23 protein-coding genes are annotated in these 26990 nt (G+C 61.8%); 17 read left to right on the top strand and 6 right to left on the bottom strand.

Annotated features, from left to right (window positions below; all coding sequences use genetic code 11):
* Positions 1 to 19 precede the first annotated feature (19 nt).
* The 8 genes from purE (at position 20) to priA (ending at position 8815) form a co-directional block, all read left to right on the top strand.
* Positions 20 to 514: a 5-(carboxyamino)imidazole ribonucleotide mutase gene (gene purE, locus QZZ60_RS02075; RefSeq protein WP_295637158.1), complete on the top strand. Its 495-nt coding sequence runs from the start codon at positions 20 to 22 to the stop codon at positions 512 to 514.
* 75 nt (positions 515 to 589) lie between these two features.
* A complete protein-coding gene (locus QZZ60_RS02080; RefSeq protein ID WP_295637161.1) occupies positions 590 to 1621 on the top strand; it encodes an alpha-hydroxy-acid oxidizing protein in 1032 nt (343 codons plus the stop codon).
* 176 nt (positions 1622 to 1797) lie between these two features.
* On the top strand, positions 1798 to 2178 hold the full coding sequence (gene acpS, locus QZZ60_RS02085) for a holo-ACP synthase (protein WP_295637163.1): 381 nt from the start codon (positions 1798 to 1800) through the stop codon (positions 2176 to 2178).
* 103 nt (positions 2179 to 2281) lie between these two features.
* Positions 2282 to 3946 carry an NAD(P)H-hydrate dehydratase gene (locus QZZ60_RS02090; protein ID WP_295637166.1) on the top strand — a complete coding sequence of 555 codons (1665 nt, stop codon included), beginning with the start codon at positions 2282 to 2284 and terminating at the stop codon, positions 3944 to 3946.
* Complete coding sequence (locus QZZ60_RS02095; RefSeq protein ID WP_295637169.1) at positions 3931 to 4476, top strand: tRNA (adenosine(37)-N6)-threonylcarbamoyltransferase complex ATPase subunit type 1 TsaE; 546 nt, start codon at positions 3931 to 3933, stop codon at positions 4474 to 4476. Before QZZ60_RS02090 ends, QZZ60_RS02095 begins: the two co-directional genes overlap by 16 nt.
* Before the next feature lie 32 nt (positions 4477 to 4508).
* Positions 4509 to 5714: an aspartate kinase gene (locus QZZ60_RS02100; RefSeq protein ID WP_295637171.1), complete on the top strand. Its 1206-nt coding sequence runs from the start codon at positions 4509 to 4511 to the stop codon at positions 5712 to 5714.
* Positions 5715 to 5808: 94 nt separating this feature from the next.
* Entirely contained in the window at positions 5809 to 6159 is a 351-nt protein-coding gene (locus QZZ60_RS02105; protein ID WP_295637174.1) for a DMT family protein, read from the top strand.
* 202 nt (positions 6160 to 6361) lie between these two features.
* On the top strand, positions 6362 to 8815 hold the full coding sequence (priA, locus tag QZZ60_RS02110) for a primosomal protein N' (RefSeq protein ID WP_295637177.1): 2454 nt from the start codon (positions 6362 to 6364) through the stop codon (positions 8813 to 8815).
* 134 nt (positions 8816 to 8949) lie between these two features.
* Here priA and QZZ60_RS02115 read toward each other — a convergent pair whose 3' ends face one another.
* From QZZ60_RS02115 to QZZ60_RS02130, 4 genes are all read right to left on the bottom strand, one after another.
* Entirely contained in the window at positions 8950 to 9381 is a 432-nt protein-coding gene (locus QZZ60_RS02115) for a hypothetical protein (protein ID WP_295637180.1), read from the bottom strand.
* Between the two features lie 18 nt (positions 9382 to 9399).
* Positions 9400 to 10350, bottom strand: coding sequence for an aminotransferase class IV (locus QZZ60_RS02120; protein ID WP_295637183.1), 951 nt, complete (start codon positions 10348 to 10350; stop codon positions 9400 to 9402).
* Between the two features lie 256 nt (positions 10351 to 10606).
* The gene (locus QZZ60_RS02125) at positions 10607 to 10912 is read right to left on the bottom strand and encodes an integration host factor subunit alpha (protein WP_294484361.1); all 306 of its coding nucleotides are present in this window, start codon (positions 10910 to 10912) and stop codon (positions 10607 to 10609) included.
* 36 nt (positions 10913 to 10948) lie between these two features.
* Positions 10949 to 11368 carry an HIT family protein gene (locus tag QZZ60_RS02130; protein WP_295637188.1) on the bottom strand — a complete coding sequence of 140 codons (420 nt, stop codon included), beginning with the start codon at positions 11366 to 11368 and terminating at the stop codon, positions 10949 to 10951.
* Positions 11369 to 11578: 210 nt separating this feature from the next.
* On the opposite strand from QZZ60_RS02130, the gene QZZ60_RS02135 reads away from it, so the two are divergent.
* The 3 genes from QZZ60_RS02135 (at position 11579) to ggt (ending at position 17189) form a co-directional block, all read left to right on the top strand.
* On the top strand, positions 11579 to 12547 hold the full coding sequence (locus tag QZZ60_RS02135; RefSeq protein WP_367119399.1) for a radical SAM protein: 969 nt from the start codon (positions 11579 to 11581) through the stop codon (positions 12545 to 12547).
* A 145-nt stretch (positions 12548 to 12692) separates the two neighbouring features.
* Positions 12693 to 15017, top strand: coding sequence for a type I DNA topoisomerase (gene topA, locus QZZ60_RS02140; protein WP_295637190.1), 2325 nt, complete (start codon positions 12693 to 12695; stop codon positions 15015 to 15017).
* A 426-nt stretch (positions 15018 to 15443) separates the two neighbouring features.
* A complete protein-coding gene (gene ggt / locus QZZ60_RS02145; protein ID WP_295637193.1) occupies positions 15444 to 17189 on the top strand; it encodes a gamma-glutamyltransferase in 1746 nt (581 codons plus the stop codon).
* A 140-nt stretch (positions 17190 to 17329) separates the two neighbouring features.
* On the opposite strand, the gene QZZ60_RS02150 is transcribed toward ggt, so the two are convergent.
* Together QZZ60_RS02150 and sfsA are read right to left on the bottom strand one after the other, a co-directional pair.
* Positions 17330 to 17800, bottom strand: coding sequence for a hypothetical protein (locus tag QZZ60_RS02150; RefSeq protein ID WP_295637195.1), 471 nt, complete (start codon positions 17798 to 17800; stop codon positions 17330 to 17332).
* 82 nt (positions 17801 to 17882) lie between these two features.
* The gene (gene sfsA / locus QZZ60_RS02155) at positions 17883 to 18605 is read right to left on the bottom strand and encodes a DNA/RNA nuclease SfsA (protein WP_295637198.1); all 723 of its coding nucleotides are present in this window, start codon (positions 18603 to 18605) and stop codon (positions 17883 to 17885) included.
* Positions 18606 to 18812: 207 nt separating this feature from the next.
* Here sfsA and QZZ60_RS02160 point away from each other — a divergent pair, with 207 nt between their 5' ends.
* The 6 genes from QZZ60_RS02160 (at position 18813) to QZZ60_RS02185 (ending at position 26911) form a co-directional block, all read left to right on the top strand.
* Positions 18813 to 19982, top strand: coding sequence for a pyridoxal phosphate-dependent aminotransferase (locus tag QZZ60_RS02160; protein ID WP_295637201.1), 1170 nt, complete (start codon positions 18813 to 18815; stop codon positions 19980 to 19982).
* Between the two features lie 103 nt (positions 19983 to 20085).
* Complete coding sequence (locus QZZ60_RS02165; RefSeq protein WP_295637204.1) at positions 20086 to 21408, top strand: glucose-6-phosphate isomerase; 1323 nt, start codon at positions 20086 to 20088, stop codon at positions 21406 to 21408.
* Positions 21409 to 21593: 185 nt separating this feature from the next.
* Complete coding sequence (locus QZZ60_RS02170; RefSeq protein ID WP_295637207.1) at positions 21594 to 23075, top strand: ATP-binding protein; 1482 nt, start codon at positions 21594 to 21596, stop codon at positions 23073 to 23075.
* Positions 23068 to 24447, top strand: a complete 1380-nt coding sequence (locus tag QZZ60_RS02175; protein WP_294445837.1) for a sigma-54 dependent transcriptional regulator — start codon at positions 23068 to 23070, stop codon at positions 24445 to 24447. Before QZZ60_RS02170 ends, QZZ60_RS02175 begins: the two co-directional genes overlap by 8 nt.
* Positions 24448 to 25054: 607 nt before the next feature.
* Complete coding sequence (locus tag QZZ60_RS02180) at positions 25055 to 25825, top strand: AAA family ATPase (RefSeq protein ID WP_295637212.1); 771 nt, start codon at positions 25055 to 25057, stop codon at positions 25823 to 25825.
* Between the two features lie 180 nt (positions 25826 to 26005).
* On the top strand, positions 26006 to 26911 hold the full coding sequence (locus QZZ60_RS02185) for a ParB/RepB/Spo0J family partition protein (protein WP_295637215.1): 906 nt from the start codon (positions 26006 to 26008) through the stop codon (positions 26909 to 26911).
* Positions 26912 to 26990 lie beyond the last annotated feature (79 nt).

Genomic DNA, 26990 nt, shown 5'->3' on the forward strand with positions numbered 1-26990 from the left:
ATGCATCAAGGATTCTTCCATGACTCAAGTCGCCATTTTCATCGGCTCCGCCTCCGACGATTCCGTCGTGAGCCCCTGCGCCGACGTGCTGAAGAAGCTCGGCATTTCCTACCGCTACACCATCACCTCGGCGCACCGCACCCCCGAACGCACCGAAGAGCTCATGAATGAGCTTGAAGCCGACGGCTGCCAGGTCTACATCTGCGCCGCAGGCATGGCCGCCCATCTTGCCGGCGCCGTGGCCGCCCGCACCATCAAGCCCGTCATCGGCATTCCCGTGGCCGGTTCGACCATCGGCGGTCTCGACGCCCTCTACGCCACGGTGCAGATGCCTTCCGGCTTCCCCGTCGCCACGGTTGCCCTGAACGGCGCGAAGAACGCCGCCTGGCTCGCCGCTCAGATCATCGCCCTGCACGACGAGCGCGTGGCCGGTCTCATCCGTGCCGAAAGAGAAGGCTACAAGGCCTCCGTCAGCAAGGCTGCCGCCGAGCTGGAAGCCAGGCACGGCGCGTAACCCCGTCCCCTTCGTTCCGGCCGTGCCTCCGGCCCCCGGAAACGCACATCCTTTTACCGTACAGGAGAGATGACCATGGACGCATCCATCAAACAGCTTGCCCGTGAACGCATGAAGGGCCATTGCCGCGTCTGCCCGCAGTGCGACGGCCGCGCCTGCTCCGGCGAGGTGCCCGGCATGGGCGGCCTCGGCACCGGTTCCTCCTTCCGCGCCAACGTGGAAGCTCTGGCCAGAGTGAAGCTGGCCATGCGCTGCCTCCATACGGCGGCCCAGCCCGACACCTCCACCGAAATTCTCGGTCTCAAGCTTGCGCTGCCCCTTCTTGCCGCCCCCATCGGCGGCGTGGCCTTCAACATGGGCGATGCCTCGCAGAATCCCGTGGATGAGGCCGCCTATGCCGAAGCCGTCATCTGCGGCTCCAAAAAGGCGGGCATCATCGGCTGCGGCGGCGACGGCGTGGGCTCTCTCATCACCGACTGCGCCTTTGCGGCCGTCCGCAAGGCCGAAGGCTGGGGCATTCCCTTCATCAAGCCCTGGGAAGGCGATTTTCTGTGGAGCAGACTGGAAGCCGCCACGGCCACGGGCTGCCCCGTGGTGGGCATGGACGTGGATGCCGCAGGTCTTGTGACCCTGCGTCTGCAGGGACGTCCCGTTTCTCCCAAGAGCGCGGAAGAACTGGCCGAAATCGCGAAGTTCGTGCATGAGCGTGGAGCGAAGTTCATGATCAAGGGCGTGATGACCGTGGCCGACGCGCGCATCGCCATCGACGCGGGCGTGGACGCTCTCGTGGTGTCCAACCACGGCGGCCGCGTGCTCGACGGCACGCCCGGCGGCGCCGACGTGCTGCCCGGCATTGCCGCGGCCGTGGGCGACCGCATTCCCGTGCTGGCCGACGGCGGCGTGCGCTCCGGCACCGACGTGCTGAAGCTCCTGGCCCTCGGCGCAAAGGCCGTGCTCATCGGCCGTCCCTTCTCCGTGGCCGCCATCGGCGGACAGACCGACGGCGTGGCCGCCTATGTGGCCGACATCAAGGGTCAGCTCACCTCGGCCATGGCCCTCACCGGCTGCGCCGACATCGCTTCCATAAGCTCCGACATTCTGGCCTAGGTCTCCGGCCGGTCCGGCAACACGGACCGGCCCTGCCCGGCGAAGCGTCCCGCCCGCGACTGAACGACGGGCGCAATGCTGCGCAGAAGACGGACGCACGGGTCTGAATCTCCGAACGCCCCGCCCCGCGCATCGAGGCGGAACATCGCCGAAAGGCACGACGACATTTCTACAGCATGATACAAGGCACAGGATTCGACCTTGCGGCCCTGCCGCGCATCAGAAGGCTGCTCGAGCTCTACGGCGAGCGTTTCGTCCGCCGCGTGCTCACGGACAGGGAACGCGAAAAGCTTCCTTCCGCCCCTCCTGACCGCACGGCTTATATGGCCGGACGCTTCGCCGCCAAGGAGGCCGCCGTAAAGGCGCTCGGCACCGGCTTTTCCGGCGGCATCGGCATGCACGACGTGGAAATTCTCTCCACCGGCTCAGGCAGCCCCCGCCTTCTGCTGCACGGCAAAGCCGCGGTTCAGGCCAAACGACTGGGCATAACGGCCCTGCACGTATCCATTTCCCATGAACGCGACATGGCCGGAGCCGTGGTCATTCTGGAGTCCTGAGCCGCATTCCCGCCTTCCCTCCGCAGGAAGGCAGGCCGCATGACGGCCGCATTTCTTGAACGCGCGGCATGACCGTTTCCGCCTGCCGCACAGGAGGAAAAACATGTTCGTCCCTGTTCCCACCCCGGAAGAAATGGCCCGCTGGGATGCCGCGGCCATAAGCTCCGGCATTTCCGAAGAAACGCTCATGGAAAACGCCGCGCGCGCCGCCATGGACGCGCTGCGTGCCCATGCCGCGGAAAGAAACGTCGTTCTGCCCGGCGCTTCCGTGCTTCTTATTGCAGGCGGCGGCAACAACGGCGGAGACGCCTTCTGCATGGCGCGACATCTTCTGGACGCCGGCGCAAGGCCCGTGCTCGTATGCACGCGCGAAAAGGAGCAGTACCGCGGAGCCGCCTCCCACTGGCTGCGCACGGCCCAGAGTCTCGGCGTGCCCGTCGTTTCCGCCGATGCCTGGGAGAAGGGCGCTACCGACGTTCCGGCACGGCCGGACATCGTGGTGGACGGACTTCTCGGCACCGGCTTTCACGGCGAGCTGCGCGAGAAGGAAAAAAGGCTCGTGGAAAAGCTGAACGGCCTCGACGCCCGTTTCGTTCTTGCCGTCGACATTCCTTCCGGCCTTTCCGCCCGCACGGGCCGGCCTTCGCCCGTTGCCGTGCGCTCCCACCTCACCGTCACCTTTCAGGCCGCCAAGCCCGGCCTGCTTCTTCCCGGGGCGCAGGACTTCACCGGAACGCTCGAGGTGCGTCCCATAGGCATGCCGAGGCGCGTGCAGGAAGAAAACCCGCCCTCGTTCCGCACCTGGCTTGCCGTCGATCCCCGCACGTTCGACCGCGGCGCGCCCTATGTGCCCGAGCACGGCGCATCCGCCCGCATCGAGGAGCTTTTCGACCGTCCGGCGACGCCGTCTTCCCGCGGCCCGGCCCACAAGGGCGCGGCCGGAAGGGTGATCGTGGCCGGAGGAAGCGCCGCCTACACCGGCGCCCCCTGTCTTGCGGCCTGGGCGGCGCTGCGCGCGGGGGCCGGACTCGTCACGCTGGCAGGGCCGAAGAACGTGCTCGACGCCGCCGGACTTTCCATGCCTGCCCTGACCCTGCGCGCTCTTTCCGGCCGGGCGCAGAACGGCGACTGGTGTGCCGAGGACGCGGAAGTCCTCGCCGACGTTCTGCCCACCTACGGCGCGCTGGTGTTCGGCCCGGGACTCGGACGCAGCGAAGGCGCCTTTGCCTTCACCCGAGCCCTCATGTGTCTTTCCCGCAGGCCCCCCATGGTTCTGGACGCCGACGCCCTGTTCGCCCTGGCAAAGGAACCGGAGCTTCTCTCGCAGCTGCGTCCCTGCGACGTGCTTACGCCCCACCCCGGCGAAGCGGCCACGCTCCTCGGCATGAGCGTGCACGACGTGCAGGCCGACCGCTTTGCCGCCCTCGAGGCTCTTGCCGCCCTTGCGCCCGCCGTATGGGTGCTCAAGGGCGAAGGGACGCTCATCTCCTGCCCGGGTGAACCTTCCGTCATTTCCCCCTGGCAGGTGCCGCAGCTGGCCGTGGCCGGTTCCGGCGACGTGCTCGCAGGACTCACGGGAGCCCTGCTGGCCCGCGGCCGCAAGGCTCCGCTTGCCGCCACGCTCGGCGTATGGCTCCACGCTTTTGCGGGAATGCGCCTCTCACGTGAATTTCCCATGCGCGGCAACGGCCCGCATGACATAGCCAACACCCTGCCCGCCGTGCTCGGTCTGGCAGGCGAAACGGGGGAACCATGCCCATCCTTCTGAAAAGCCCCGAGAACACCATGGAATTCGGCGCCATGCTGGCGCAGGCCATGGCCGCCTCTTCTCTTCGCACGCTCTACCTTTTCGCCGAACTCGGCGGCGGCAAGACCACCTTCACGCGGGGCTTCGTTTCCGCGCTGCCCGGCGGCGACAATGCCGAAGTGGCAAGCCCGAGCTTCACGCTGTGCAACGTGTATCCCACACGCCCCGAAGTGCTGCATGCGGATCTCTACCGTCTCTCCGAAGGCGCAACGCTTCCTGAAGAAATGGAAGAAATGCTGGATGAAGGCGATCCTTTTCTCATCCTTGAATGGCCTCAGTATCTGGCCGCCGACCGCTACGCATCGGAAAGACTCGACATTCATCTCTCGCCCGTGCAGGGAAACGGGGCAAAAGCTCTGGACAAGACTGAGGAATCATGCAAAACTTTTCGGCTGGCAACGATTGAAGCCCGCGGCGAAGCGGCTGAAAAGCTTCTGAGCGAGCTCATGGGCCGGCTTGAAAAGCGTTTTCTGCCCGCCCACGAGGCTTAACCGTTCCTTATCTCCTTTTTTCAGGATGTCCTATGCGTATTCTTGTGCAGAAATTCGGAGGTTCCTCCGTCGCCGACCTGGAGTGCATGAAAAAGGTGCGCGCCAAGGTGCTTGCCGCGCTTGAGGAAGGCTACAAGGTAGTGGTGGTTCTCTCCGCCCGCTACGGCCAGACCAACAGCCTGCTGGAAAGGGCCTATCAGTGGTCGGACGAACCCGATCCCGCAGAACTCGACGTTCTGCTCACCACCGGCGAACAGGAGTCGGTGGCGCTTTTTTCCATGCTCCTGCGCGACTCCGGCGTGAAGGCCCGTTCCTTCCTGGGCTTTCAGCTGCCCGTCGTCACCGACGATGCCTACGGCAACGCCCGTATCGACACCATCGACGCCGATACCATCAAGGAGGCCTTCAAGACCTATGACGTCGTCGTCATGGCCGGCTTCCAGGGCCGCACGCCCGACATGCGTCTCACCACGCTTGGCCGCGGAGGCTCGGACACGTCCGCCGTCGCCGTGGCGGCCGCTCTCGGCGACGAGACCCGCTGCGACATCTATACCGACGTGGACGGCGTGTATACCACCGATCCGCGCATGTGCAAGGACGCCCACAAGATGGAGCGCATCAGCTACGACGAAATGCTGGAAATGGCCTCCATGGGTGCCAAGGTCCTGCAGATACGCTCCGTAGAAATCGCCGAAAAATATAATGTTCCCGTCCGGGTGCGTTCCACCTTCTCGAACGATCCGGGCACGCTGGTCACCAAGGAGGACATCATGATGGAGTCCGTGCTCGTTTCGGGCATCGCATTTGATAAAGATCAAGCCAGAGTCACGCTCCGCGACGTGCACGACAGACCCGGTTCTGCGGCCAGCATCTTCAGCCCGCTGGGCAAGGCGGGCATCGTGGTGGACATGATCATTCAGACCGCCAGCCGCGACGGCGTCACCGACATGGCATTCACCGTGTCCCGCAAGGATCTGAAGCGCACCCTCGACGTGCTGGAAAAGGCCGCTCCCGCCTGCAGCAGCATCGAACATTCCTCCAACATCGCCAAGGTCTCCGTGGTGGGCGTGGGCATGCGCAATCACAGCGGCGCGGCCAGCCGTGCCTTCGACGCGCTCTACAAGGCCGGCATCAACCTCATCATGATCAGCACCTCGGAAGTGAAGATTTCCTGTCTGGTGGACGAAGCCGACCTCGAGCTTGCGGTCAACGTCCTGCACAAGGAATTCGACCTGTAGTCGTCCGGGCTTCGGCCCGGTCATGCCATATCGACAAAGGGGAGCACGCTCCCCTTTCTTTTTCCATCCGCCGCAAGGATACGGCGAGGCCGCCATGACTCTTCATCTGCCCGTTCCCGTCATCACCGTCCTTCTGCTCATCGGCTCCAACATCTTCATGACCTATGCCTGGTACGGACATCTGCGTCATCACTCCCTCACGTTTGTGGGAGCCATTCTGGTGAGCTGGGGCATAGCCTTCTTCGAATACTGCCTTCAGGTGCCCGCCAACCGCGTGGGCTACGGCTATTTTTCCGCCGCCGAGCTCAAAACCATTCAGGAAGTCATTTCCCTGACCATATTCGGCATATTCTCCACGCTCTATCTCGGGGAGAGCCTCACATGGAATCATGCCGTGGGCTTTGCGCTCATTGTGGCCGGGGCCTTCTTCGTATTCAAGGGATGACCTTTCCGCAAGCTGAGGCGTCACAAAACCTTATGTGTTGAACAAAAACGCCTTCTGACGAGCGGAGGCTTCTCCTACGGAGCTCCCGGCTTCCCCCTCCGGGATTCGCGCCCATGGTCCGGCCCTCCGCTTCAGACAAACGCCGCCGGGAGACGACGCGACTTTCAGACGCTTTCACGCGGAATCTGACCAGGACAGAACCATGATCTGCCATGTCGCCCTCTGCACGCCGCCCTACGCCACGCTGAGCTATCTGACGCCCGGAGAATTTCCCGACTTTCCGTGGCGCATCGGCCTTCGCGTGGCCGTACCGCTCGGCAACGGAGCCATACGCGCGGGCGTCGTCACGGCCGTGTTTGCCGACGACGACAAGAACGCCCTAAAAGAATGCGCCTCCGGTCAGCACGGCATGAAAAGAAACGGGGACATCACCCTGCGCCCCATCACCTGGCCGCTGGAACTCTCGCCGCTTCTTCCGCAGGACTATATGGAAACCGTGGAGCAGCTTGCCGCGCGTCAGTACTCCTCGCCGGGACGGGTGCTCGGCAACCTTCTGCCCCAGGGACTGAGAGTCACCGCGCGCATACGCGTGCGGCAGTATCTGCCCGACATTGACGGAAAAGGACGCAAGCCCCGCCTTTTCGCCCTGCGCGACATTCCCGCCATGCCTGCCGAAGAACGCGCCCCTCTGGCTCAGGACTTCATGCACGGCCGGGCGGAAATTCTCATGCTGGCTGAAGACGCCGCCGACGGCGAGCTCTGCGCCCTTGCCTGCGATCCGCCGTGGCCGGTGCGCCCCAACGCCGTGAAGCAGCGCGAAATGCTCGACTGGCTGCTGCAAAACGGCGTGGTGTCACGCAAAAGACTGCGCGAAGCTCTGCCCGACAGCTCCCAGACGCTCACGGCGCTCATCAAAAACAAGCTCGTGGAACTGCGCCCCGCCGCGCCCGACGAAGAGGAAGCGGAAATAGGCGAGGAGCTTCTGCCTCCGCCGGAGCCTCCCTTTCAGCTCACGGACGAGCAGCAGGCGGCTCTCGAAGAATACTGCGGAGAAATGGACGCTCTCGCACGGGGGGAAAAGCGTCCCTTCGCCCATCTTCTTTTCGGCATCACGGGCAGCGGCAAGACCGCCGTGTATCTGGAACTCGCCCACGCCTGCCTTCAGAGAGGACGCTCCGCGCTCATTCTCGCCCCGGAAGTGGCCATAGCCCTCAAGCTGCGCCGGGACGCCGAACAGCGCTTTCCCGGAATGCCCATATTCTTCTACCACGGCTATCAGAGTCAGCAGCAGCGGGAACGCACCTTCCGTCGTCTCGCCGCCCGCAGGGACCCGTGTCTCATCATCGGCACGCGCTCCGCGCTCTTTCTGCCCGTGCCGCCGCTCGGGGCCATCGTTCTGGACGAAGAGCACGACGGCTCCTTCAAGCAGGAAGACCGCCTTCCCTATCAGGCCAAGGAAGTGGCCTGGGAGAGGGCACGCAGACACAGCGCACTGCTCATTCTCGGTTCGGCCACGCCGGACATCAAGACCTTTCACGCGGCAAGGGAAGGACTCTTTCCCATCTCGAGACTGACGCACCGCACGGGCGGCGGCACTCTGCCCGCCATAGAGCTTGTGGACATCAAGGATCAGCCTGCCTCAAGGCTTCTTTCTCCGCGTGCCGTGGAAGCTCTCAGGGAAACCGTTCAGAAAGGCGAGCAGGCCGTTGTGCTGCTCAACCGCAGGGGCTACGCGCCGCTCATGTACTGCCTGAACTGCGGAACCGTGGCAAAATGCCCCAACTGCGACATAGCCCTTACCTACCACAAGAAGCGCGAACAGCTCGTCTGCCACTACTGCGGGCACACGCGTCCCTTTCCCTCGCCCTGCGAAAAATGCGGAGGGCTGAACTTCCTGCCCATGGGAGAAGGTACGGAAAAGCTGGAAGAAAGCCTTGCCGGGGAAGAGCTTGCCGGAGCGCTTCCGCCGGGAGGCCGAGTGCTCCGGCTCGACCGCGACAGCACGAGCCGGCCCGGACGCATGGAAGAAATACTCGCCGCCTTTGCCCGGCAGGAGGCGCAGGTGCTCGTGGGCACGCAGATGCTCTCCAAGGGACATCACTTTCCCAACGTCACGCTTGCCGTGGTGGCCGACGGCGACATGGGCCTGAACATGCCCGACTACCGCTCGGCGGAACGCACCTTTCAGCTTCTCGTGCAGTCATCGGGACGCGCCGGACGCGGAGAAAAGCCGGGACGCGTGCTCATTCAGACGAGAGACATTCATCACTACTGCTGGGACTTCGTGAAAACAGGCGACTACGAAGGCTTTTATGAACATGAAATAGCCCTGAGAAAGCAGCGTCGCTACCCGCCCTTCGTCAAGCTGGCGCTTGTCCGGCTTTCCTATCCGTGGGACTGGAAGGACGGCCAGAGCCGCGTGAACGCCTTTGCCGCAGCCCTTCGGAGTCACGGCCGCGCCCTCGGCCTTACCGTGCTCGGCCCGGCCCCTGCGCCGCTTGCCCGCATTCAGGGCCGCATGCGCTTTCAGTGCCTCATGAAGGCCGATTCCTGGCAACACGTGCGTCAGGCCTACGCTCTCGCGCTGAGAGACCTCGGCAACATGCCCCACGAGCTCAGAATATCCCTCGATCTCGACCCCGTGAACATGCTCTAGCATGCGCGGACGCCGCAAACGGCCTCCGCCGGGAAAAGGGCGAGAGCCTGAAGCGCACGCGCCGAAGACGAAAAAGGCCGGGCCGCCCGCAAGGGGAACGGCTCCGGCCTTCACGACTGACGAAAACCGACCGATCAGAACTTATACACGTCCAGAGAAATGGCGGAAGAGGGCTGTCCGTCATCGCCGGGGAACACGCGGGCACGCACCTTGTCGCCCTTCTTGAGGTCGGCGATGCCCTTCTTGGTCTCCCAGGTGAAAATGTCGGCGTACACGTTTTCCACCAGCGTGTTGTCCGTCACCTTGACGGTGGAAACTTCGCCCTGCTTGTCCTTGAGGGTGAAGGTGCCGTTCTTGACGTCAACGCTCTCCACAACGCCGCGTTCCACGACGAAGAGCGGGAAGGTGACCACGATTTCCTCACTGGGCGCCACGATGACGAAGGGAGTATCGGCCACGGTCTGCTTCGCCGCCTTGGGAGCGGGAGCGGAATCGGCGGCAAGGGCCATCGCGGGAGCCAGAAGGATACCACAGCAGAAACCGGTGAACAGAGTCTTGATGCGCATAAGTTCCTCACTTGTTGATCATTGGAGGAACGGCACGCCTCCGGTCACAAGAGCGTCATGCAGCAGATGGCGCAGCCTGTCCGCCATGGGACCGGGACGGCCGTCGCCTACAGGCTTGCCGTTGTAGTGCGTGACCGCCACGCACTCGCATGTAGTACCAAGTACCAGAATCTCGGAGGCCTGTTCTACTATTTCTTCAGTGATATCAGTGATAACTACGGGCATGAAGTCCCGGGCGATCTCCATGGCCCGTATGGCCGTGGTGCCCGGAAGCGCGTGACGGAACCTGGGCATGAGCATGCGCCCCTCCCTGTCCACCAGCGCCACGTTGGCAATGGCGGCCTCGGCAAGAAAGCCGTCGTCATCGAAGGAAAAGGTAAGGTCCACGCCCTTTTCCCGGGCTTCCTTCGCCATGAGGGCGTTGGCGAGATAGTTGGTGGACTTTATCTGCGCAAGCCATTCCTGCTTGGCCGGAACGGCGCTTCTTGCGGCCGTAAGGCCCTTCTCCCAGAAGGACTCGGGAAGCGGCTTTCCCCGGGTGGCCACAATGTACAGACTGCTTTCAGGACATTCCGCAGGATCCACGCCGAGGCCGCCGCAGCCTCGGCCGAGCAGAACCTTGAGACCGCCGTAAGGCTCGCCGCCGGCCTTCGCCACGTCGAGCATGAGGGCCCGCACCTCCTCCCACGGGCAGGGAGGCACCAGCGACAGCGTGGAGGCGGAATGCTTCATGCGCTCAAGATGGGCGTCGAGCTGCACGACGCGGCCTTCAAGGAAGGTGAGACTTTCAAAAATGGCGTCGCCGCGGTGCACCATGTGGTCGTCCAGCGGCACGAGCAGAAGACGCGGATCCCGACAGATCGCTCCCATGCGATGTTCGTAAAAGGCCGTGACACTGGCCGCGCCCCTGCGCGGCAGATCCATGAGCTTCGCCGTCCACTCGGCGGCGTCTATGACGGGAACAGACATGACACACTCTCCATGCTGGCACGAAGGCCAGAATTTCCTACCGGCGCGGCACGGGGCGGCAGCGCAGGGACGCGCTCCCAAAAGCTCCATGCGCGAACCGGCACAGCGACGGGCGGCGCCCGAAACGCATGACGGCGCCGCGACAGCAACATTGCTCTAGCTCAAAAAAAGGCGGGAGTACAGGCATGAGACCTCTTTCGGGCACGAAAAAAGGCCTGCCGAAGCAGGCCCTTCTTGCACGGGACACCGCCCTGGACTACGCCTCTTCGCCGCCGTTGAGTTCCATGCGGAACTTGCGGGAGAGACGGAACACCACCACCTTGCGGGGAGGCAGGGTGATGGATTCATCAGTCTGCGGGTTGCGTCCCTTGCGGGCGTTTTTGTCATAGGCTTCAAACTTGCCGAATCCGCTGATGAGAAGCGCGTCATCCTTCTTGATGGCCTGCTTCATCAGTGCAAGCAGGTTTTCAACGATATTCTTCACTTCCGCACGGTTGCGGCCGAGATTCTTGTCATTGTATACCGCTTCCACAATGTCAGCCTTGGTCAGAGCCTTGTTCATGCTTTCCTCCTGCCATTCCTTCCTGATACGGATTTACTATTCCAGACACGAGGCCACTTTCGCGGCCATGGCCTGCATGGCTTCGGCGTCGGGATAATTCCCCTGCTCCCACACGCCGAGCCCGTCCCCGTCGAAACGGGGAATGATGTGCCAATGGATATGAAACATGGTCTGCCCTGCGGACAATCCGTTATTCTGCATGACGTTGAATCCCGTGGCGCCGGTGGCCTTCATGACGGCCGCCCCCAGCTTCTTCAACGCGGAAAACACCGCAGGCGCGATGTCGCAGGATACTTCAAGCATGTCCTTATAGTGCTTTTTGGGGATCACCAGCGTGTGGCCGGGATGCACGGGAGAAAGATCAAGAAATGCCAGGACGACATCATCCTCGTATACCTTCGCGCAGGGAATGTCCCCGTTTGCGATGAGGCAGAAAATACATTTTTCTTCAGACATGACAGTACAGACCTCCAGAGACCTCCCGCGTTTTTGACGCGGGGAAGACCTTGTCATCCTAAGCGCAAGCGATTAGAACATCAAGAGCTTTTCTCCCAAGGAAAAAAAATGTCACCTCTTTCGCCTCATTTTGGTCATGCATCGTTAGACCGCGTCATTTTCAAAACAGGGGCACGACAGCACAGAGCCGATCGCATCATTCCGGTATTTTTGCCTTTTCTCGGATGCCCGGGACACTGCGTGTACTGCGCGCAGGACAGGCAGACGGGCGAAGGAGCATCGAAAGGCGTTCGCGCCATCCTCGAAAAAGCCTGTGCCGCAACGACCGAAATGTCGCCTTGCCGTCCCGGAGAAGGCCGGGAGCTCGCCTTTTACGGAGGCACCTTCACGGCTCTTCCCCCATCCGACCGCAGTTCGTGCCTCGATTTTCTGGGCAGACTCCGCAGGGAAGGACGCATCACGCGCGCCCGCTGCTCCACAAGGCCGGACGCTCTTGCCCCGGACGTGCTGGAAGAACTTTGTCGAAGCGGCGTGGACCTCGTGGAACTCGGCATACAAAGCTTTGACGATCACGCTCTTGCCCTTTCCCGCAGGGGATACTCCGGCAAAGAGGCCGAAGAGGGATGCAAAAAGGTGCTCGAAGCCGGCCTTTCACTCGGCGTACAGCTTCTTCCCGGCATGCCGGGAAGTTCCCCGGACGTCTTTCTTGACGACGTGAAGAAGGCGCTCTCCCTTTCCCCCTCCTGTCTGCGCTTCTATCCCTGCCTCGTTCCCGAAGGAACCGTGCTCGCGCGCTGGTACCGAGAAGGCCGCTACGCTCCATGGACGATAGAAGAAACCGTGCGCACACTGGGGGAGGCCCTTCGTCTCGCCTGGCAGGCGGATGTTTCCGTCATCCGGCTCTCCGTGGCCCCGGAACCCGCCTTCGACGCCGCGCTCATCGCCGGTCCGAGACACCCGGCGCTCGGAGCGCTCATCCAGGCCGAAGCGCTTCTTCTCTCCGCAGAGGACGCCGTGCGCAGACTCGGACGCTCTCCCGTCCGACTCACGCTGCCGCGCTCCTGCCAGGGATTCATGTACGGCGACAGGGGCGCATTGAAAGCGCGCTGGCTGGCTCTCGGCCTGAAGCCGGAAAACATCGCATTTGACGCAAACGCCCGCAGCGCCACCCTGTTCTGAGCGCTCCCGGCTCCCGGATTCCCTGCAGGAGCAGGAGAAATGCGTCATTTCTCCCGTCCGGGACTTGACGCTCCCCCCTTTTAACGTATGTTCCTTGACGACGGAGGCTCAACCTCCCTTTGAAATTCCTACTTGTGAGCGAGCTATGGGCAAGGATCTGATTATCGTGGAGTCACCGGCCAAGGTGAAGACCATCAAGAAATTTCTGGGAAACAAATACATGGTGCAGGCCAGCGTGGGTCACATCCGCGACCTGCCCACCAGAGAAATCGGCGTGGACGAGGCCCACAACTTTGCCCCTCACTACGAAATCATCAAGGGCAAGGAAAAAGTGGTGCGCGATCTTCAGGACGCGGCCTCCAAGGCCGACACCGTCTACCTCGCGCCCGACCCCGACCGCGAGGGTGAGGCCATAGCCTGGCACATCGCCGAAGTCATCAAGAACAAGGCGAAGAACATCAAGCGCATCCAGTTCAACGAAATCACCTCCCGCGCCGTGAAGAACGCGCTGGAGCACCCCCACGACATCAATCCCGACCTCTTCGACGCGCAGCAGGCCCGCCGCGTGCTCGACCGTCTCGTGGGCTACAAGATTTCGCCTCTGCTCTGGAAAACCGTGAAGCGCGGCATCTCCGCCGGGCGCGTGCAGTCCGTGGCGCTCCGGCTCATCGTGGAACGCGAAGAGGAACGCCTTGCCTTCGTGCCCGAAGAATTCTGGACCTTCCGCGCCCTGCTTGCCGGAGCCACGCCTCCTCCCTTCAAGGCCGAACTCGTCAAAATAGAAACGAGCTTCGCCAAAAAGCTCAAGGAACTTTCCGAGACCGACGGAGACGGCAGGGACAAGGAAAAGAGCTCCCGCAAAATTCTCATTGCCAGCAAGGCCGCGGCCGACGCCATGGAACAGGCCATGGCCGGTCAGCCCTTCGTGGTGTCGCAGGTGGAGGAAAAGGAGCGTTCCCGCAATCCGCTGCCGCCCTTCACCACCTCCACGCTGCAGCAGACGGCCAACCAGCGCATAGGCTTCACCTCCAAGCGCACCATGGCCACGGCCCAGCGTCTGTACGAAGGCATAGAGCTCGGCGAAAAGGGAACCACGGCCCTCATCACCTACATGCGCACCGACTCCGTGCGCATCGCCGACGAAGCCAAGAAAAGCGCCGCCGACTACATAGAGCAGCGCTTCGGCAAGGACTACATGGCTCCCGGAGGCAAGGGACGTTCCTTCAAGGGCAAAACCTCCGCGCAGGACGCCCATGAAGCCGTGCGCCCCGTCGACATCACGCTGACGCCTCAGGACGTGAAGGATTTCCTCACCCCCGACCAGTACCGTCTCTACAACCTCATCTGGTGCCGCTTCGTGGCCTCGCAGATGGCCGCCGCCACCTATCACGACACTTCCGTCACCCTGACATGCGGTCCCGGTCTGTGGAAGGCCAAGGGCGAACGCCTGCTCTTCCCCGGTTTTCTCGCGGTGATGCCCCGTTCCGTGGATGAAGAGGAGGCCGCGCTGCCCGCCCTGCGCGAAGGCGAAGTCGTCACCCTGCAGAAACTGGAAAAGGAACAGAAGTTCACGCAGCCTGCGCCGCGCTACACCGAAGCCTCCCTGGTCAGGGAACTGGAAGAACGCGGCATCGGCCGCCCCTCCACGTATGCCACCATCATTTCCACCATCGAGGATCGCGAATACGTGCGCCTCGAAGACAAGCATTTCGTGCCCACCGACCTCGGCAAGGTGGTCTGTTCCCAGCTGCGCGACCACTTCGCAAGGCTCATGGACGTGGGCTTCACCGCCGAAATGGAAAACAATCTCGACAAGGTGGCCGATGGAGAGCTCGGCTGGGTCGACCTCATGAAGGACTTTTCAAAGGACTTCAATCCCACGCTGGAAGCCGCGGCAAAGAACATGGCTCCGGTGAAGGGAGGCCTCACCACCGACGTTCCCTGTCCCGAATGCGGCAAGCCCCTTGTGGTGAAGTTCGGCAAGAGCGGAGAATTCCTGGCGTGCACGGGCTATCCCGAATGCCGCTACACCACCAATTTCACCCGCGACGAAAAGGGCAAGATCATTCCTCAGGAGCGCCCGAAGGAAGAACATCAGAAAATGGGCACCTGCCCCAAGTGCGGCGGCGACGTCATTCTCAAGCAGTCCCGCACGGGAAGCCGCTTTTTAAGCTGCTCCCGCTATCCCGAATGCGACTACGCCGCTCCCTTCTCCACGGGAGTGACCTGCCCCAAGTGCGGCAAGGGAACACTGGTGGAAAAAAGCTCCCGCAAGGGCAAGCTGTTCTACTCCTGCTCCCGCTATCCCGAATGCGACTACGCCGTATGGGACTGGCCCGTGGCCGAAACCTGCCCGGAATGCCAGTCACCCATTCTGGTCATCAAGACGACCCGCGCGCGCGGTCGCCACATAGCCTGTCCCAATCCCAAGTGCCGGTACACAAGGGAGCTCGACGAAGGACAGAACTGACGCCTGTCTGACAAAGGGCCCGGGAACACGTTCCCGGGTCCTTTTCCTTCCTCTGCCGGCTTTTCCCCGTCCGATGGTGTCCGGCCACCTCCCGGCCCTCTTCCGCCGTTGCCTTGCCATCCCTCCGTGCCTCCGAAAGGCATAAGACCGGCCCCGCTCTTCCGGCCCATCTTTCTGCTCCCCTCAGGCTCCCGCTCTCGCGCCGAAAACCGTCGCTCCCTTCCCTGAAAATCCATTTTTGCATCAAAAAACACGACACGGGCCACGACTGGAACCAAAACGGACTCAAGGACAGATCATCCCAAGCCATTTTCATTCCAACCGTCTGCCATGACACAAAAAAATATTCCGGCACGAACTTTGCAGAGAATCATGCGTCAACAGGCATGGACAAAGTCCTGCAAACCCTTACTCTAAGGAGCACGCATGAACACCACCCTCAAACGGGCGGTCGCGTTCGGAGCGGCGGCGCTGTGCGCCCTGCTTTCCGTTCCCCGTCCCGGAGCAGCTGCCATGGAAAGCCCTTCCTACTGCGACACCATTTCCCAAAGCACCAATCCCCTGGCCACGCGCGGCATGGTGACCTCTCCCAATCATCTGGCCACGCAGGCAGGACTCGACATTCTGCGCCGCGGCGGCAACGCCGTGGACGCGGCCATAGCCACCGCCGTCACGCTTGCCGTGGTCTATCCGCAGATGTGCACGCCCGGCGGCGACAACTTCTGGCTCATCTACAACGCCAAGACGGGAGAACTCAGAGGCCTGAACGCCAGCGGCCGCGCAGGATCGAAGGCCACCATCGACTTCTACGCCTCCAGAGGCCTGAAAAGCATTCCCTCCCGGGGCTATCTTGCGGCCAACACCGTCCCCGGCACCGTTTCCGGCTGGGACGAGGCCTACCGCTACAGTCAGTCCGCCCTCAAAACGGCCATGCCCTGGAAGGAACTCTTTTCCTCGGCCATTTCCTACGCAGAGGACGGCTTTCCGGTAAGCACGTCCCTTGCCTTCTGGAGCGCCGTGAACGCCGATCCCGACGACAAGGTTTTCCGCGACCTGCAGAGATTCCCGGAATTCGCCCGCGTGTTCATGAAGGACGGCAGTCCCCTCGTCACGGGCGAAATGTTCCGCCAGCCGGACCTTGCCGCCACGCTGAGCGTCATGGCGGAAAAAGGCGCCGGAGAATTCTACAGGGGAAGCATTGCCAGGAAGATCGTGGCCGATCTGGAAAAAAACGGCGGCCTGCTCACGCTTGAGGACTTTGCCTCGCACAGGGCCGAATGGGTCACGCCCATACGCGTGAACTACCGGGGACTTGCGGCCTGCAACCTGCCGCCGAACACGCAGGGCATGGCATCCCTCGAAATTCTGAACATCCTGAACAACTTCAACGTGAAGGCCATGGGCGAGGGCAGCGCGGATTACTACCATGCCCTCATCGAGGCTACCAGGGAGGCCTTCATCGACCGAGACCGGTATCTTTCCGATCCTGCCTTCGTTTCCATTCCTCTGGACGAGCTGCTTTCGGAAGAGCACGGCAAGGAGCAGGCTGCGCGCATCGACATGAAAAAGGCGGCCGGCCCCGGAGCTCCCCTCGATCCCAAGGGCGACACCGTCTGGCTCGGCGTGGTGGACAAGGACGGCAACGCCGTCTCTCTCATCCAGAGCATCTATCACGACTTCGGTTCCGGCATCGTGGCCGAAGGCACCGGCGTGCTCCTGCAGAACCGCGGCAGCTTCTTTTCTCTTGATCCGAAGCATGTGAACCGTCTTGAGCCCGGCAAGCGCACCATGCACACGCTCAACCCCGCCATGCTCCTCAAGGACGGACGCCCCTGCCTCGTATACGGCACCATGGGCGGCGAAGGACAACCGCAGACGCAGGCCGCCATCGTGACCCGCGTGGTGGACTTCGGCATGACTCCGCAGGAAGCCATTACCGCTCCCCGCTGGCTCTACGGCCGCACCTGGGGCGCCGCATCCAACGACGTGAAGCTCGAAGGGCGCATTCCCCCCGCCGTGGTCGAGGAACTTGCACGACGCGGCCATCCCGTGAAGGTCGTGGAAAACTTCACCGACACCATGGGCCATGCCGGCGCCATTCTCGTTCATGAAAACGGCGTGCTCCAGGGCGCAACCGATCCCCGCGGCGACGGACTCGCAGCGGGATTCTAGCTCCCGTTTTCTTCTGGGGAGAGCTCCGCCTCTGCCGCAAAGAATGCCGCTCAAGTGAAACAGACGGAAACAAGGGCGGAACGGCCGTCCAGAGACACTGAAAAGCCGTCCCGCCCTTCTTTCAACGCCAATCGGAGCGCCTACAGCTCCACGCTTCCGTCCGGCCGGGAAGGACTCTCCGGAACGCGCTTCGGCTTCAGCCCTTCCACGGCGTCGCCGAGTTCCCGCATGGCCCTGCCCATCTGACGCCCCAGGCTCTCGCCGAGCGCCGCCGCACCGTCGCGGGCGTCGTCCCAGGCCCGGGACACACGGTCGCCGGCGCGCTTCTCCTCCAGAAGCTCGAGCGTGCGGGAGCCGAGGCCTTCAAGACGCAGACCGAGCATTTCAAGACGCTCCCGCGTCACCCGGCCGTCCACGAAGGCTTCGCGGAGAAGAGGCAGGACCCTGTCCTCATAATCCGCGGCGGAATACATGTCGCGCAACGCCAGCAGCCCGCCGTATTCGGCCGGCGTGATTTCCGCATCCCGCCAGGCCATCCGTTCCAGATAGACGTTTGCGGCAAAAAAGGCGCACGCCGCAGCCAGCACGACGATGATGATGTTTTTACCCATGACTGCCACCTCCTCGGCAGGAAAATACGTGAAACACGCTGTTCCCGGGACCTGCGCTCCAGAAAAAGGGAGACTGCGTACGTCAGCATTCCCGATACTCAAGCATGCCGCCGTAATGTATGCCGTCTTCCTTCACGTGCACCACCGTGGGATACACCTCGACCCCGGCTCGCACGGCCAGACGCAGAGCTTCGGCATAATCGGGGTCAACATAGTCGGCAGCGCCGAAGCAGCGCCCGTCCGGACGCTGAACGACGTACAGCATGGCGGCCCTGCACCCTTCCGACACAAGGCGCATGAGCGTGTGGAGATGCTTTGCGCCCCGGGTCGTGACCGCGTCGGGAAAGGCCGCCACGTCATCTTCCACAAGCGTCACGTTCTTGCATTCCACCCACAGTTCCGGCAGTGACGGCCCGGCAAGAAGTCCGTCGAGGCGGCTCTCTCCGTTCACGGCCTCCCGTCTGAGCGACGCATAGCCTCCTGCCCAGGCGAGCAGGCCTTTCCGGAACAGGGCTTCGAGCAGTCTGTTGGGCATCGACGTGTTCACGCCCACCCAGAAAAAGCCGCTTCCTCCGGGCTGCCCCAGCGCCTCCACCGTCCATTTGAGCTTTCTTGCGGGATTGCGTGCCGGCGACAGGAGAACCGGACAGCCCGGACGCAGAAGGCCGAGCATGGTGCCGGTATTGTTGGTGTGCGCCGTCACCTCTTCGCCGTCCAGCTCCGCCATCACGAAAAAACGCTTCTCCCTGCGGATGAAACGGCCGACCCGGCAGCCTTCGGGGTACGGCAGAAGCAGCGTTTCCATGACTTCCTTCCTTTTCCCTGAAAGGGACACAATGCTGCGACGCTGCGCTGAAAAGCGAATGACGTACCGGGACAAAAAAGACGTGCAACCGTCTGCCGCAAGGACTTTCATGTACCAAACATCAATTTACAGGCCGCATTGAAGTTGATAGAGTTTACCGTGACCGTCAGGCCTTTTTATTGCTCATATCAACCAGGAAGCGCAACCATGAACTTTGCCGACAGAATGAAAAAGATAACCCCCTCCGCCACCCTTGCGATCAATGCCAAGGCCCTCGAAATGAAGGCGAAGGGCATAGCCGTCACCAGCCTCGCCGTGGGCGAGCCCGACGCTCCCACCCCGCGTCACATCTGCGAAGCCGCCAAAAAGGCCATTGATGAAAACTTCACCAAGTACACCCCCGTCAACGGCATCATGGAAGTTCGCAACGCGGTCTGCCATTATTTTCAGCGCCAGTATCAGGTGTCGGCAAAGCCTGAAAACGTCATTCTCACCACCGGCGGCAAACAGTCTCTGGCCAATACGCTCCTCGTCATGCTCAACGACGGCGACGACGTGTTGCTGCCCTGCCCCTACTGGACCAGCTATCCCGACCTCATCCGTCTTGCCGGCGGCAATCCCGTGCTCGTGAAGGCCGACTCCTCCCGGGGCTTCCGCATCGACCCGTCCGACCTCGAAAAGGCCGTCACGCCCAGAACCCGCATGATGATTCTGAACTCGCCCTCCAATCCCACGGGCGTCGCCTACACCCAGGAAGAGCTCGACGCGCTCGTCACCTGGTGCTTTGAACACGACATTTTCGTGCTGGCCGATGAAATGTATGAGCAGCTTGTCTACGACGGCAAGCCCGTGAGCGCCTCCCGCTGGTGGGAAAAGCATCCTGAAAGGATCGCCATTCTGAACGGCCTGTCCAAGGCATTCTCCATGCCCGGCTGGCGCGTGGGCTACACGCTCGGCCATGAGGATCTCATCAAGCAGTGCTCCAAGCTGCAGGGACAGATGACCTCCCATATGTGCTCCATTGCCCAGAAGGCTGCCGTGGCTGCGCTCGACGGGCCCTACGACTGCGTGGAAGAAATGCGCCTCTCCTTCCTGCGCCGCCGCGACCTCGCCATGGCCGAAATTTCCACCTGGCCCGGCGTGGTATGCCATCGCCCCGGCGGGGCCTTCTATCTGTTCCCGGACGTGAGCGCCCTCTTCACGCCGGAAATGCCCAGCGGTGAAGCCGTGTGCTCCTACCTTCTTGAAAAGGCCCGCGTGGCCTGCGTGCCCGGCGAAGCCTTCGGCGATCCGCACTGCATCCGGCTTTCCTACGCCGTTTCCGATGACGTTCTCATGGATGCGCTGCGCCGCATAAAGGAAGCCCTGTACCGCTGACGAGACCGGCCCCCGTCGCGACGGGGGCCGTCGGCCCGCATCCGTCGGAACGTCATTTCTTGACGACTCTTCGCTCAAAACCTCTTTATTGGATGGTGTGTTTATGACTCAGGCGAAACTTGATTGGGCTCATGCATGGCTTGGCGGCGTTGCCGACCGTCCTTCCGACGACTCCCGCTTCATCGAAAAGCTGAAGCAGGAGCTGCCGGTACTTCCCTTCCTGGCGCTTCCCTTTGCGGAAGACCTCATTCATCAGCTTGAAATTCATGAAGAATTCTTGAGAAGCTTCAAGCATATGCTGCTGCTTGGCATCGGCGGATCGGCGCTTGGACCCCGCGCGCTCCAGCGTGCCTTCGCCCCCGGACAGGACCGTCCCAACTACGACGGCCCCAGCCTGTGGATTGCCGACAACGTGCATCCCGAGTGGCTTCAGGAGCACCTCGACAAGCTCGTGCCCGAAGACACGCTGGTGGTCGTGGTCAGCAAGTCCGGCGGCACCATCGAAACCATAGCCCAGTATCTCATCGTTCTGCCCTGGCTTCAGGCGAAGCTTCCCGGAACCTGGCAGGAACATCTTTTCGTGGTGACCGACGCCAACAAGGGCTTCTTGCGCGACGAAGTGGACAAGTACGCCCTGCGCTCCCTGCCCGTGCCGGACAACCTCGGCGGACGCTACTCCGTGCTTTCCGCCGTGGGCATGGTGCCCGCGGTGTTCCTCGGCATGGACTGGAAGGGCCTCATTCAGGGCGCCATTTCCGTGGGCCGTCCTCTGGCGGAAAACCCCGACACGCTCCTTGACCATCCCTCCTGGAAGCTTGCCCGCTGGGCCTGGCAGATGTCCGAAGCCGGCAAGAGTCAGGTCATATACTTCTGCTACATTCCCGCCTGGTCCACCTTCGGCCCCTGGTTCTGTCAGCTCTGGGCGGAAAGCCTCGGCAAGGACGGCAAGGGCACCATGCCCATTCCCGCCACGGGCGTGACCGATCAGCACTCCCTGCTTCAGATGTTCCTTGACGGCCCCAAGGACAAAATCTGTCTTTTCGTCAGCACTCCCGCCAACAAGAGCCTGCTGCCCATGCCCACCAAGCTGCCCGAGCAGTGGCAGTACCTGAAGGGCCACACCTTCGGCGACATTCTCGACGCCGAGACCCTGGCCACCCGCGCCACGCTGGCTCAGAAGGACGTGCCCGTCGTGCATCTCGACATGCCCGATGAAAGCGCCTTTTCCGCCGGCAAAATGATGATGCTGCTTGAGGCCGCCACCATCTTCACCGGCTGGCTCATGGGCATCAATCCCGTGGATCAGCCCGCCGTGGAAAACGGCAAGAAACTGGCCCGCGCCCGTCTCGGCATGCCCGGTTCCGAAGAAGACGCGGCAAGGCTGGCCATGTTCACCGCCATTCCGTCGCAGACCATGGACTTCTAATCCAGGCCGAGCGTCGGAACGTCTCTTCCGCCTGTGCCGAAGAGACGGCGCATGACGAAATGAACGCCCCGCCCGCCGGGACGGCGTGAAGGCGAAAAGACCCGAGTTCAGGAGGGGGAGGCTCTACCTCCCCCTCTTCCATCGGAAACATCCCGGCACGCTTACGTTTTTTTGAAGGAATTTCCATGGATGACGCAAGTCAGAACAGCGCAGAAAACAAACTGCCGTTCAATCTGGCCAAGTTCTTTTCCTACATCTCGCTGGTGCTGATCCTCATTTCCAGCGTCATCCTCACGCTTTTCATCGGCAGCACCATGAACCGGTCCATGCTGGAAAGCCAGCAGGAATACGCGCTGCTGCTCGCAGACAACATCAACCGTCAGATCTTCCGCAAGTTCACGCTTCCCGTCACCTATGCTTCAGGACGCGTGGCTCTTTCCAATCCCGCGCAGTACAAGCTGCTCGACGAAGTCATACAGTCGCAGCTTCACGGACTTCAGCTGGAAAGCGTGCGTCTTTTCGACGACCACTACACCATTCTCTATTCCACGGACCCCAAGGAAGTGCGCCGCACCGACATGTATACCGCGGGCATTCCGCTGGTGTTCGAGGGCAAGCCGCATCACTTCGACGTGCTCTCGTCCATTCCCTACGCTCAGGCGCTCATCACGCCGCATCTGGAAAACGGCACCTTCCTGCTGCGCACCATATTTCCGCTCACCGTGGATTCCGACTTTCAGGGGCTGCGTCTGCACGGTCAGCCCGTGCCCGTTCTGGGCGTGCTGGAAATCGTGCAGGACATGACGCCCCAGTACCGGGGCACCATACGCTCCCAGTGGCTCATCATCACGGGCTTTCTCATCTCCACGCTCATACTCTTCTTCCTGCTGCACTTCGTGGCGCGAAAGGCCGAGTACACGCTGAGCCGCCGCATGGCCATGAACCGTCAGCTCGAAGCCCAGCTTCATCAGGCGGAAAAGCTGGCCAGCATGGGTCGCATGGTGGCATCCATTGCTCATGAAATCAGAAATCCGCTGGGCATCATCCGCTCGAGTTCGGAATTTCTCATCCGCCGTCACAAGACCGAAGACGCCACCACCCAGGCCATGCTTTCCGCCATCTACGATGAATCCTGCCGCCTCGGCACCACCGTGAACGACTTTCTGGACTACGCCCGTCCGCGCCAGCCGAGGCAGGACGTCGTGAGCCTTCAGGACATCATCAACAAGGCAATGGCCTTTCTCGGCGGAGAATTTCAGCGCCAGGGCGTGGAGGTGCACATCAACGTCGCTCCGGACATCACCGTTCTCGGCGATGCCGACCTTCTCTACCGGGCCTTCTACAACATTCTTGCCAACGCCCAGCAGGCGCTGCAGGGCAAGGGAGAAATCTTCATCGACAGCGTGCTCTCCACGGACGGCCGGACGGCGCTCACCTTCCGGGACACGGGCCCCGGATTCAGCGAAGACTCGCTTTCCAAGGCCATGGACCCGTTCTTCACCACCAAGGACAACGGCACCGGCCTCGGCCTGCCCATCGTGCAGGCCATCATCGACTCGCACGGCGGCAGCATGAAGCTGGCCAACGCTCCGCAGGGCGGCGCCCTCATAACCATAAGCTTCCCCACACGACAGCCGTCGGAAGAACAAGGACAGAAACATGAGTGACATATCCCACATTCTCGTCATCGACGACGAGAAGAACTATCTCATCGTCATGGAGGCGCTGCTCAAGGACGCCGGATACGAGGTGACCGCCCTCAACGATCCGGAAATGGCGCTGCATTTTCTGGACGAATCGGAAGTCGACGTCGTCATCACCGACATGAAGATGCCGAAGCTCTCGGGCAAGGAAGTGCTCCAGCGCATCAAGAAGTCCTGGCCCGATCTGCCCGTGCTCATCATGACGGCCTTCGGCAGCATTGAGAACGCGGTGGAAGCCATGCGCTACGGCGCCTTCGACTACATCACAAAACCCTTTGCCAACGACGAACTTCTTCTCTCCGTGCACAACGCCGTGGAACTCTCCAAGGCGCACCGCCAGTACAAACTGCTTCAGGAATCGCTGGAGGAACGCTACCGCACCCACCACATCATCGGAAAGTCCAAGGCCATCAGAAACACGCTCTCCATCGTGGATCGCGTGGCCGTCAGCCGCTCCACGGTGCTCATCACCGGCGAATCCGGCACGGGCAAGGAACTTGTGGCCAGGGCCATCCACTTCAGCTCGCCGCGCAAGGAAGGCCCCTTCGTTTCGGTCAACTGCATGGCCTTCAACTCCGGAGTGCTGGAAAGCGAGCTCTTCGGCCACGAAAAGGGCTCCTTCACCGGCGCGGTGGCCACGCGTCGCGGACGCTTCGAGCAGGCGGACCACGGAACGCTGTTCCTCGACGAAGTGGGCGAGCTCAGCATGGATCTTCAGGTGAAGCTGCTGCGCGTGCTTCAGGAACGCGTGTTCGAGCGCGTGGGCGGCACCGAGCCCATCAGCGTGGACATCCGCGTGGTGGCCGCCACGAACCGGGACCTTTCCAAGATGGTGGAGGAAGGAACCTTCCGTGAAGACCTGTTCTATCGTCTCAACGTGGTGCAGATCCACATTCCGCCGCTGCGCGAGCGCAGAGAGGACATTCCCCTGCTCATCGCCCACTTCACGGAAAAAATCGCCGAGGACAACGGCATCCCCACCAAGAGCTTCAGCCCCGAGGCACAGAACTACCTTACCGGCTACGACTGGCCCGGCAACATCCGTCAGCTTCAGAACGTGCTTGAGGGCTGCATGGTCATGGTGCCCGGTCCGGTCATCGGCGTGGAAGACCTGCCCCCGGAAATACGCGGCGAGGAATCGCAGTTCAAGAGCGCCGTGGACCTGCTGCCCGTGGAACTCAATCTGGCCGACACGCTGGACAAGATAGAGGCAGCCCTCATCAAGCGCGCCCTCGTTCGCGCCGACTTCGTGCAGGCCCACGCCGCGGAACTGCTCGGCATATCCCGTAGTCTCATGCAGTACAAGCTGAAGAAGTACAACATCACCGGACACTGATCAGAACGCCCTGCCGGGACAGACAGAAGGCCATCCTCCTCCCGCCGCCGGCGCTCTGCTTACGAAAAAATCTTCAGAGAGCGGACTCGAAACGTCCGCTCTTTTTTGTTCTGCCGAAGCGCAGTCCTCCCGCCGCCGGACAGAAAAGCCCTTACTTCGACTTCAGGGCTCCGTCCCGTCCACGCCTGCGTAAACGGCATTCCCTCGACGCAGTCTTCCTCGGACACTCGGTCCCGGCACGTTCCTTCCCGTTTTCCCCCATCCCGGAACGGCCGCCGCATGTTGCAGCGTCGTCACGCGCTTTTGCCGAAGCGCTTTTCTTGCCGGAGACCCGTCCGGCCGATCCTCCATGGGAATGCAGCATCGCCTTTGCCTCCGAAGCCAGGAATGCCCCGAAGACCGTCCTTACATCTTATAAACAGTAATGATTTCAAGCAGGAAGCCCTTTTTCTGCACCGAAACGCCCCTCCCGACGACTCCACGGTCTCGGAGTGTTTCACGTGAAACATTCCTACCGGAGCTCAACCGTGTTTCACGTGAAGCACTCCTTGCATTTCCCCATGTCAGCGTTTATGTAAAAAAAGAATTTGGGAAAGGAGCTTGAACATTGGCCAGAATCATCGCTGTTGCCAACCAGAAAGGCGGCGTGGGCAAAACCACCACGTCTGTCAACCTTTCCGCCTCTCTGGCTATCATGGAAAATCGTGTATTGCTGGTCGATTGCGACCCTCAGGCGAACTCCACGAGCTCGCTCGGATTCGATCAGCAGAATCTTTCACGCAATCTCTACACGGCACTCTGCGGCACGTCCACGCTGGAAGAAACGCTGCTTCCCACGGCGACGCCCTATCTCTCCCTGCTGCCGTCCTCCACGGATCTCGTCGGCATCGAGATAGAACTGGTGGACAAGATGGCCCGGGAATTCTATCTCGCCGACCTGCTCGGCCAGGTGGCCGACAATTACGACTACATCATCATTGACTGTCCGCCCTCCCTCGGCCTCATCACCATCAATACCCTGTGCGCCGCCCACGAAATCCTCATTCCCCTGCAATGCGAATTCTTCGCTCTGGAAGGCATCGTCAAACTGCTGCATACCTATGAACAGGTCCGCAAACGACTCAACAAGGAGCTCAAGATCCTTGGAGTGCTGCTCACCATGTACGATTCACGCAACAAGCTGGCCCGTCAGGTGAAAGCGGAAGCGGAACGCTGCTTTCCCAAACATATGTTCAAAACCGTCATTCCCAGGAACGTGCGTCTGTCTGAAGCGCCCAGCCACGGCAAGTCCATACTTCACTACGACATCAAATCCAAAGGTGCGGAAGCCTACCTTGAACTTGCCCGCGAAGTCGTGCACAAGACCGCTCAGCCGTAAGCTACGACAGAAACTTTTCCCGCCTTCCGCTCTCTGAACCGTCCTTCCGGCGGCATGAGGTCTCGGGAAAACCGAATCGCCCAGATTCCCGTCCTCCTCATGGAGAACGCCTCTTCAACACCATTTTTCAGTCCACCGCAGGCTCAGCATCAAAAATGCCCTGCGATCCATGGAGGTTCCATGAACATCCCTGAACGCGGACTCGGACGCGGCCTGAGCTCCCTGCTCAGCTCCGCCGCGGAAAGCAGCAGCGAAGAACCCAGAAAACTGGCCCTCACCCAGCTTGTCCCCGGCAAACATCAGCCCCGCAAGGTCTTTGACGGCAACGCTCTCGGAGAACTGGCCGTTTCCATCAAAAATCAGGGCGTCATTCAGCCTCTTCTGGTACGTCTTCTGCCCGGAATGCCCCAGCGGTACGAAATCGTGGCGGGAGAAAGGCGCTGGCGCGCGGCCCGCATGGCAGGTCTGACGGAAGTTCCCGTCATTGTGACGGAGTACGACGACAAGGAAGCCATGACCGTAGCTCTTGTGGAAAATCTTCAGCGCGAAGACCTCAACCCCATGGAAGAAGCCGAAGCGCTCCAGGCCCTGCGCAAAGCCCATAATCTGAGTCAGGAAGCCCTTGCCGAGCAGCTCGGCAAAAGCCGCTCGGCCGTAGCCAACGCCCTGCGCCTGCTCCAGCTCTCGCCCCCCATGCAGGACGCTCTTGCCCGCGGCGACATCAGCGCAGGCCACGCCCGCGCCCTGCTCTCCGTAGGCGACGACAAGCTTCGGGAGTCGCTGTACGACGCCATTGTGCGGCATCACCTGTCCGTTCGCGAGGCCGAAGCCGCCGCCGATGCCTGCAAGCGTACCGGAAGACTCCCCGACAAGCTTGCTCCCGAACAGAATCCCGCCCCCCGTTCCGCCCGCACCCCGAAGCCCGAGCTCATCAAAAACCTTCAGAATCTTCTTCGCCGAAGCAGCGGTACCAAAGCCACCATCAACGGCAACGAACAACAGGGCCGCATACAGATCCCCTACGCAAGTCCCGAAGAACTGGCCCGTATTCTCAGCCTCCTCGGGCTGAACGAAGAAAAGAAATAAAAAAAGATGGAACAGAGAAGAGCGGGGCTCCGCCCCGCTCCCCGCATGCGGAAACGATTTCCCCATGCCCCCTTCTCTG

Origin of the sequence: uncultured Mailhella sp. (assembly GCF_905187505.1) — a bacterium.
Taxonomy (GTDB): Bacteria; Desulfobacterota; Desulfovibrionia; order Desulfovibrionales; family Desulfovibrionaceae; genus Mailhella.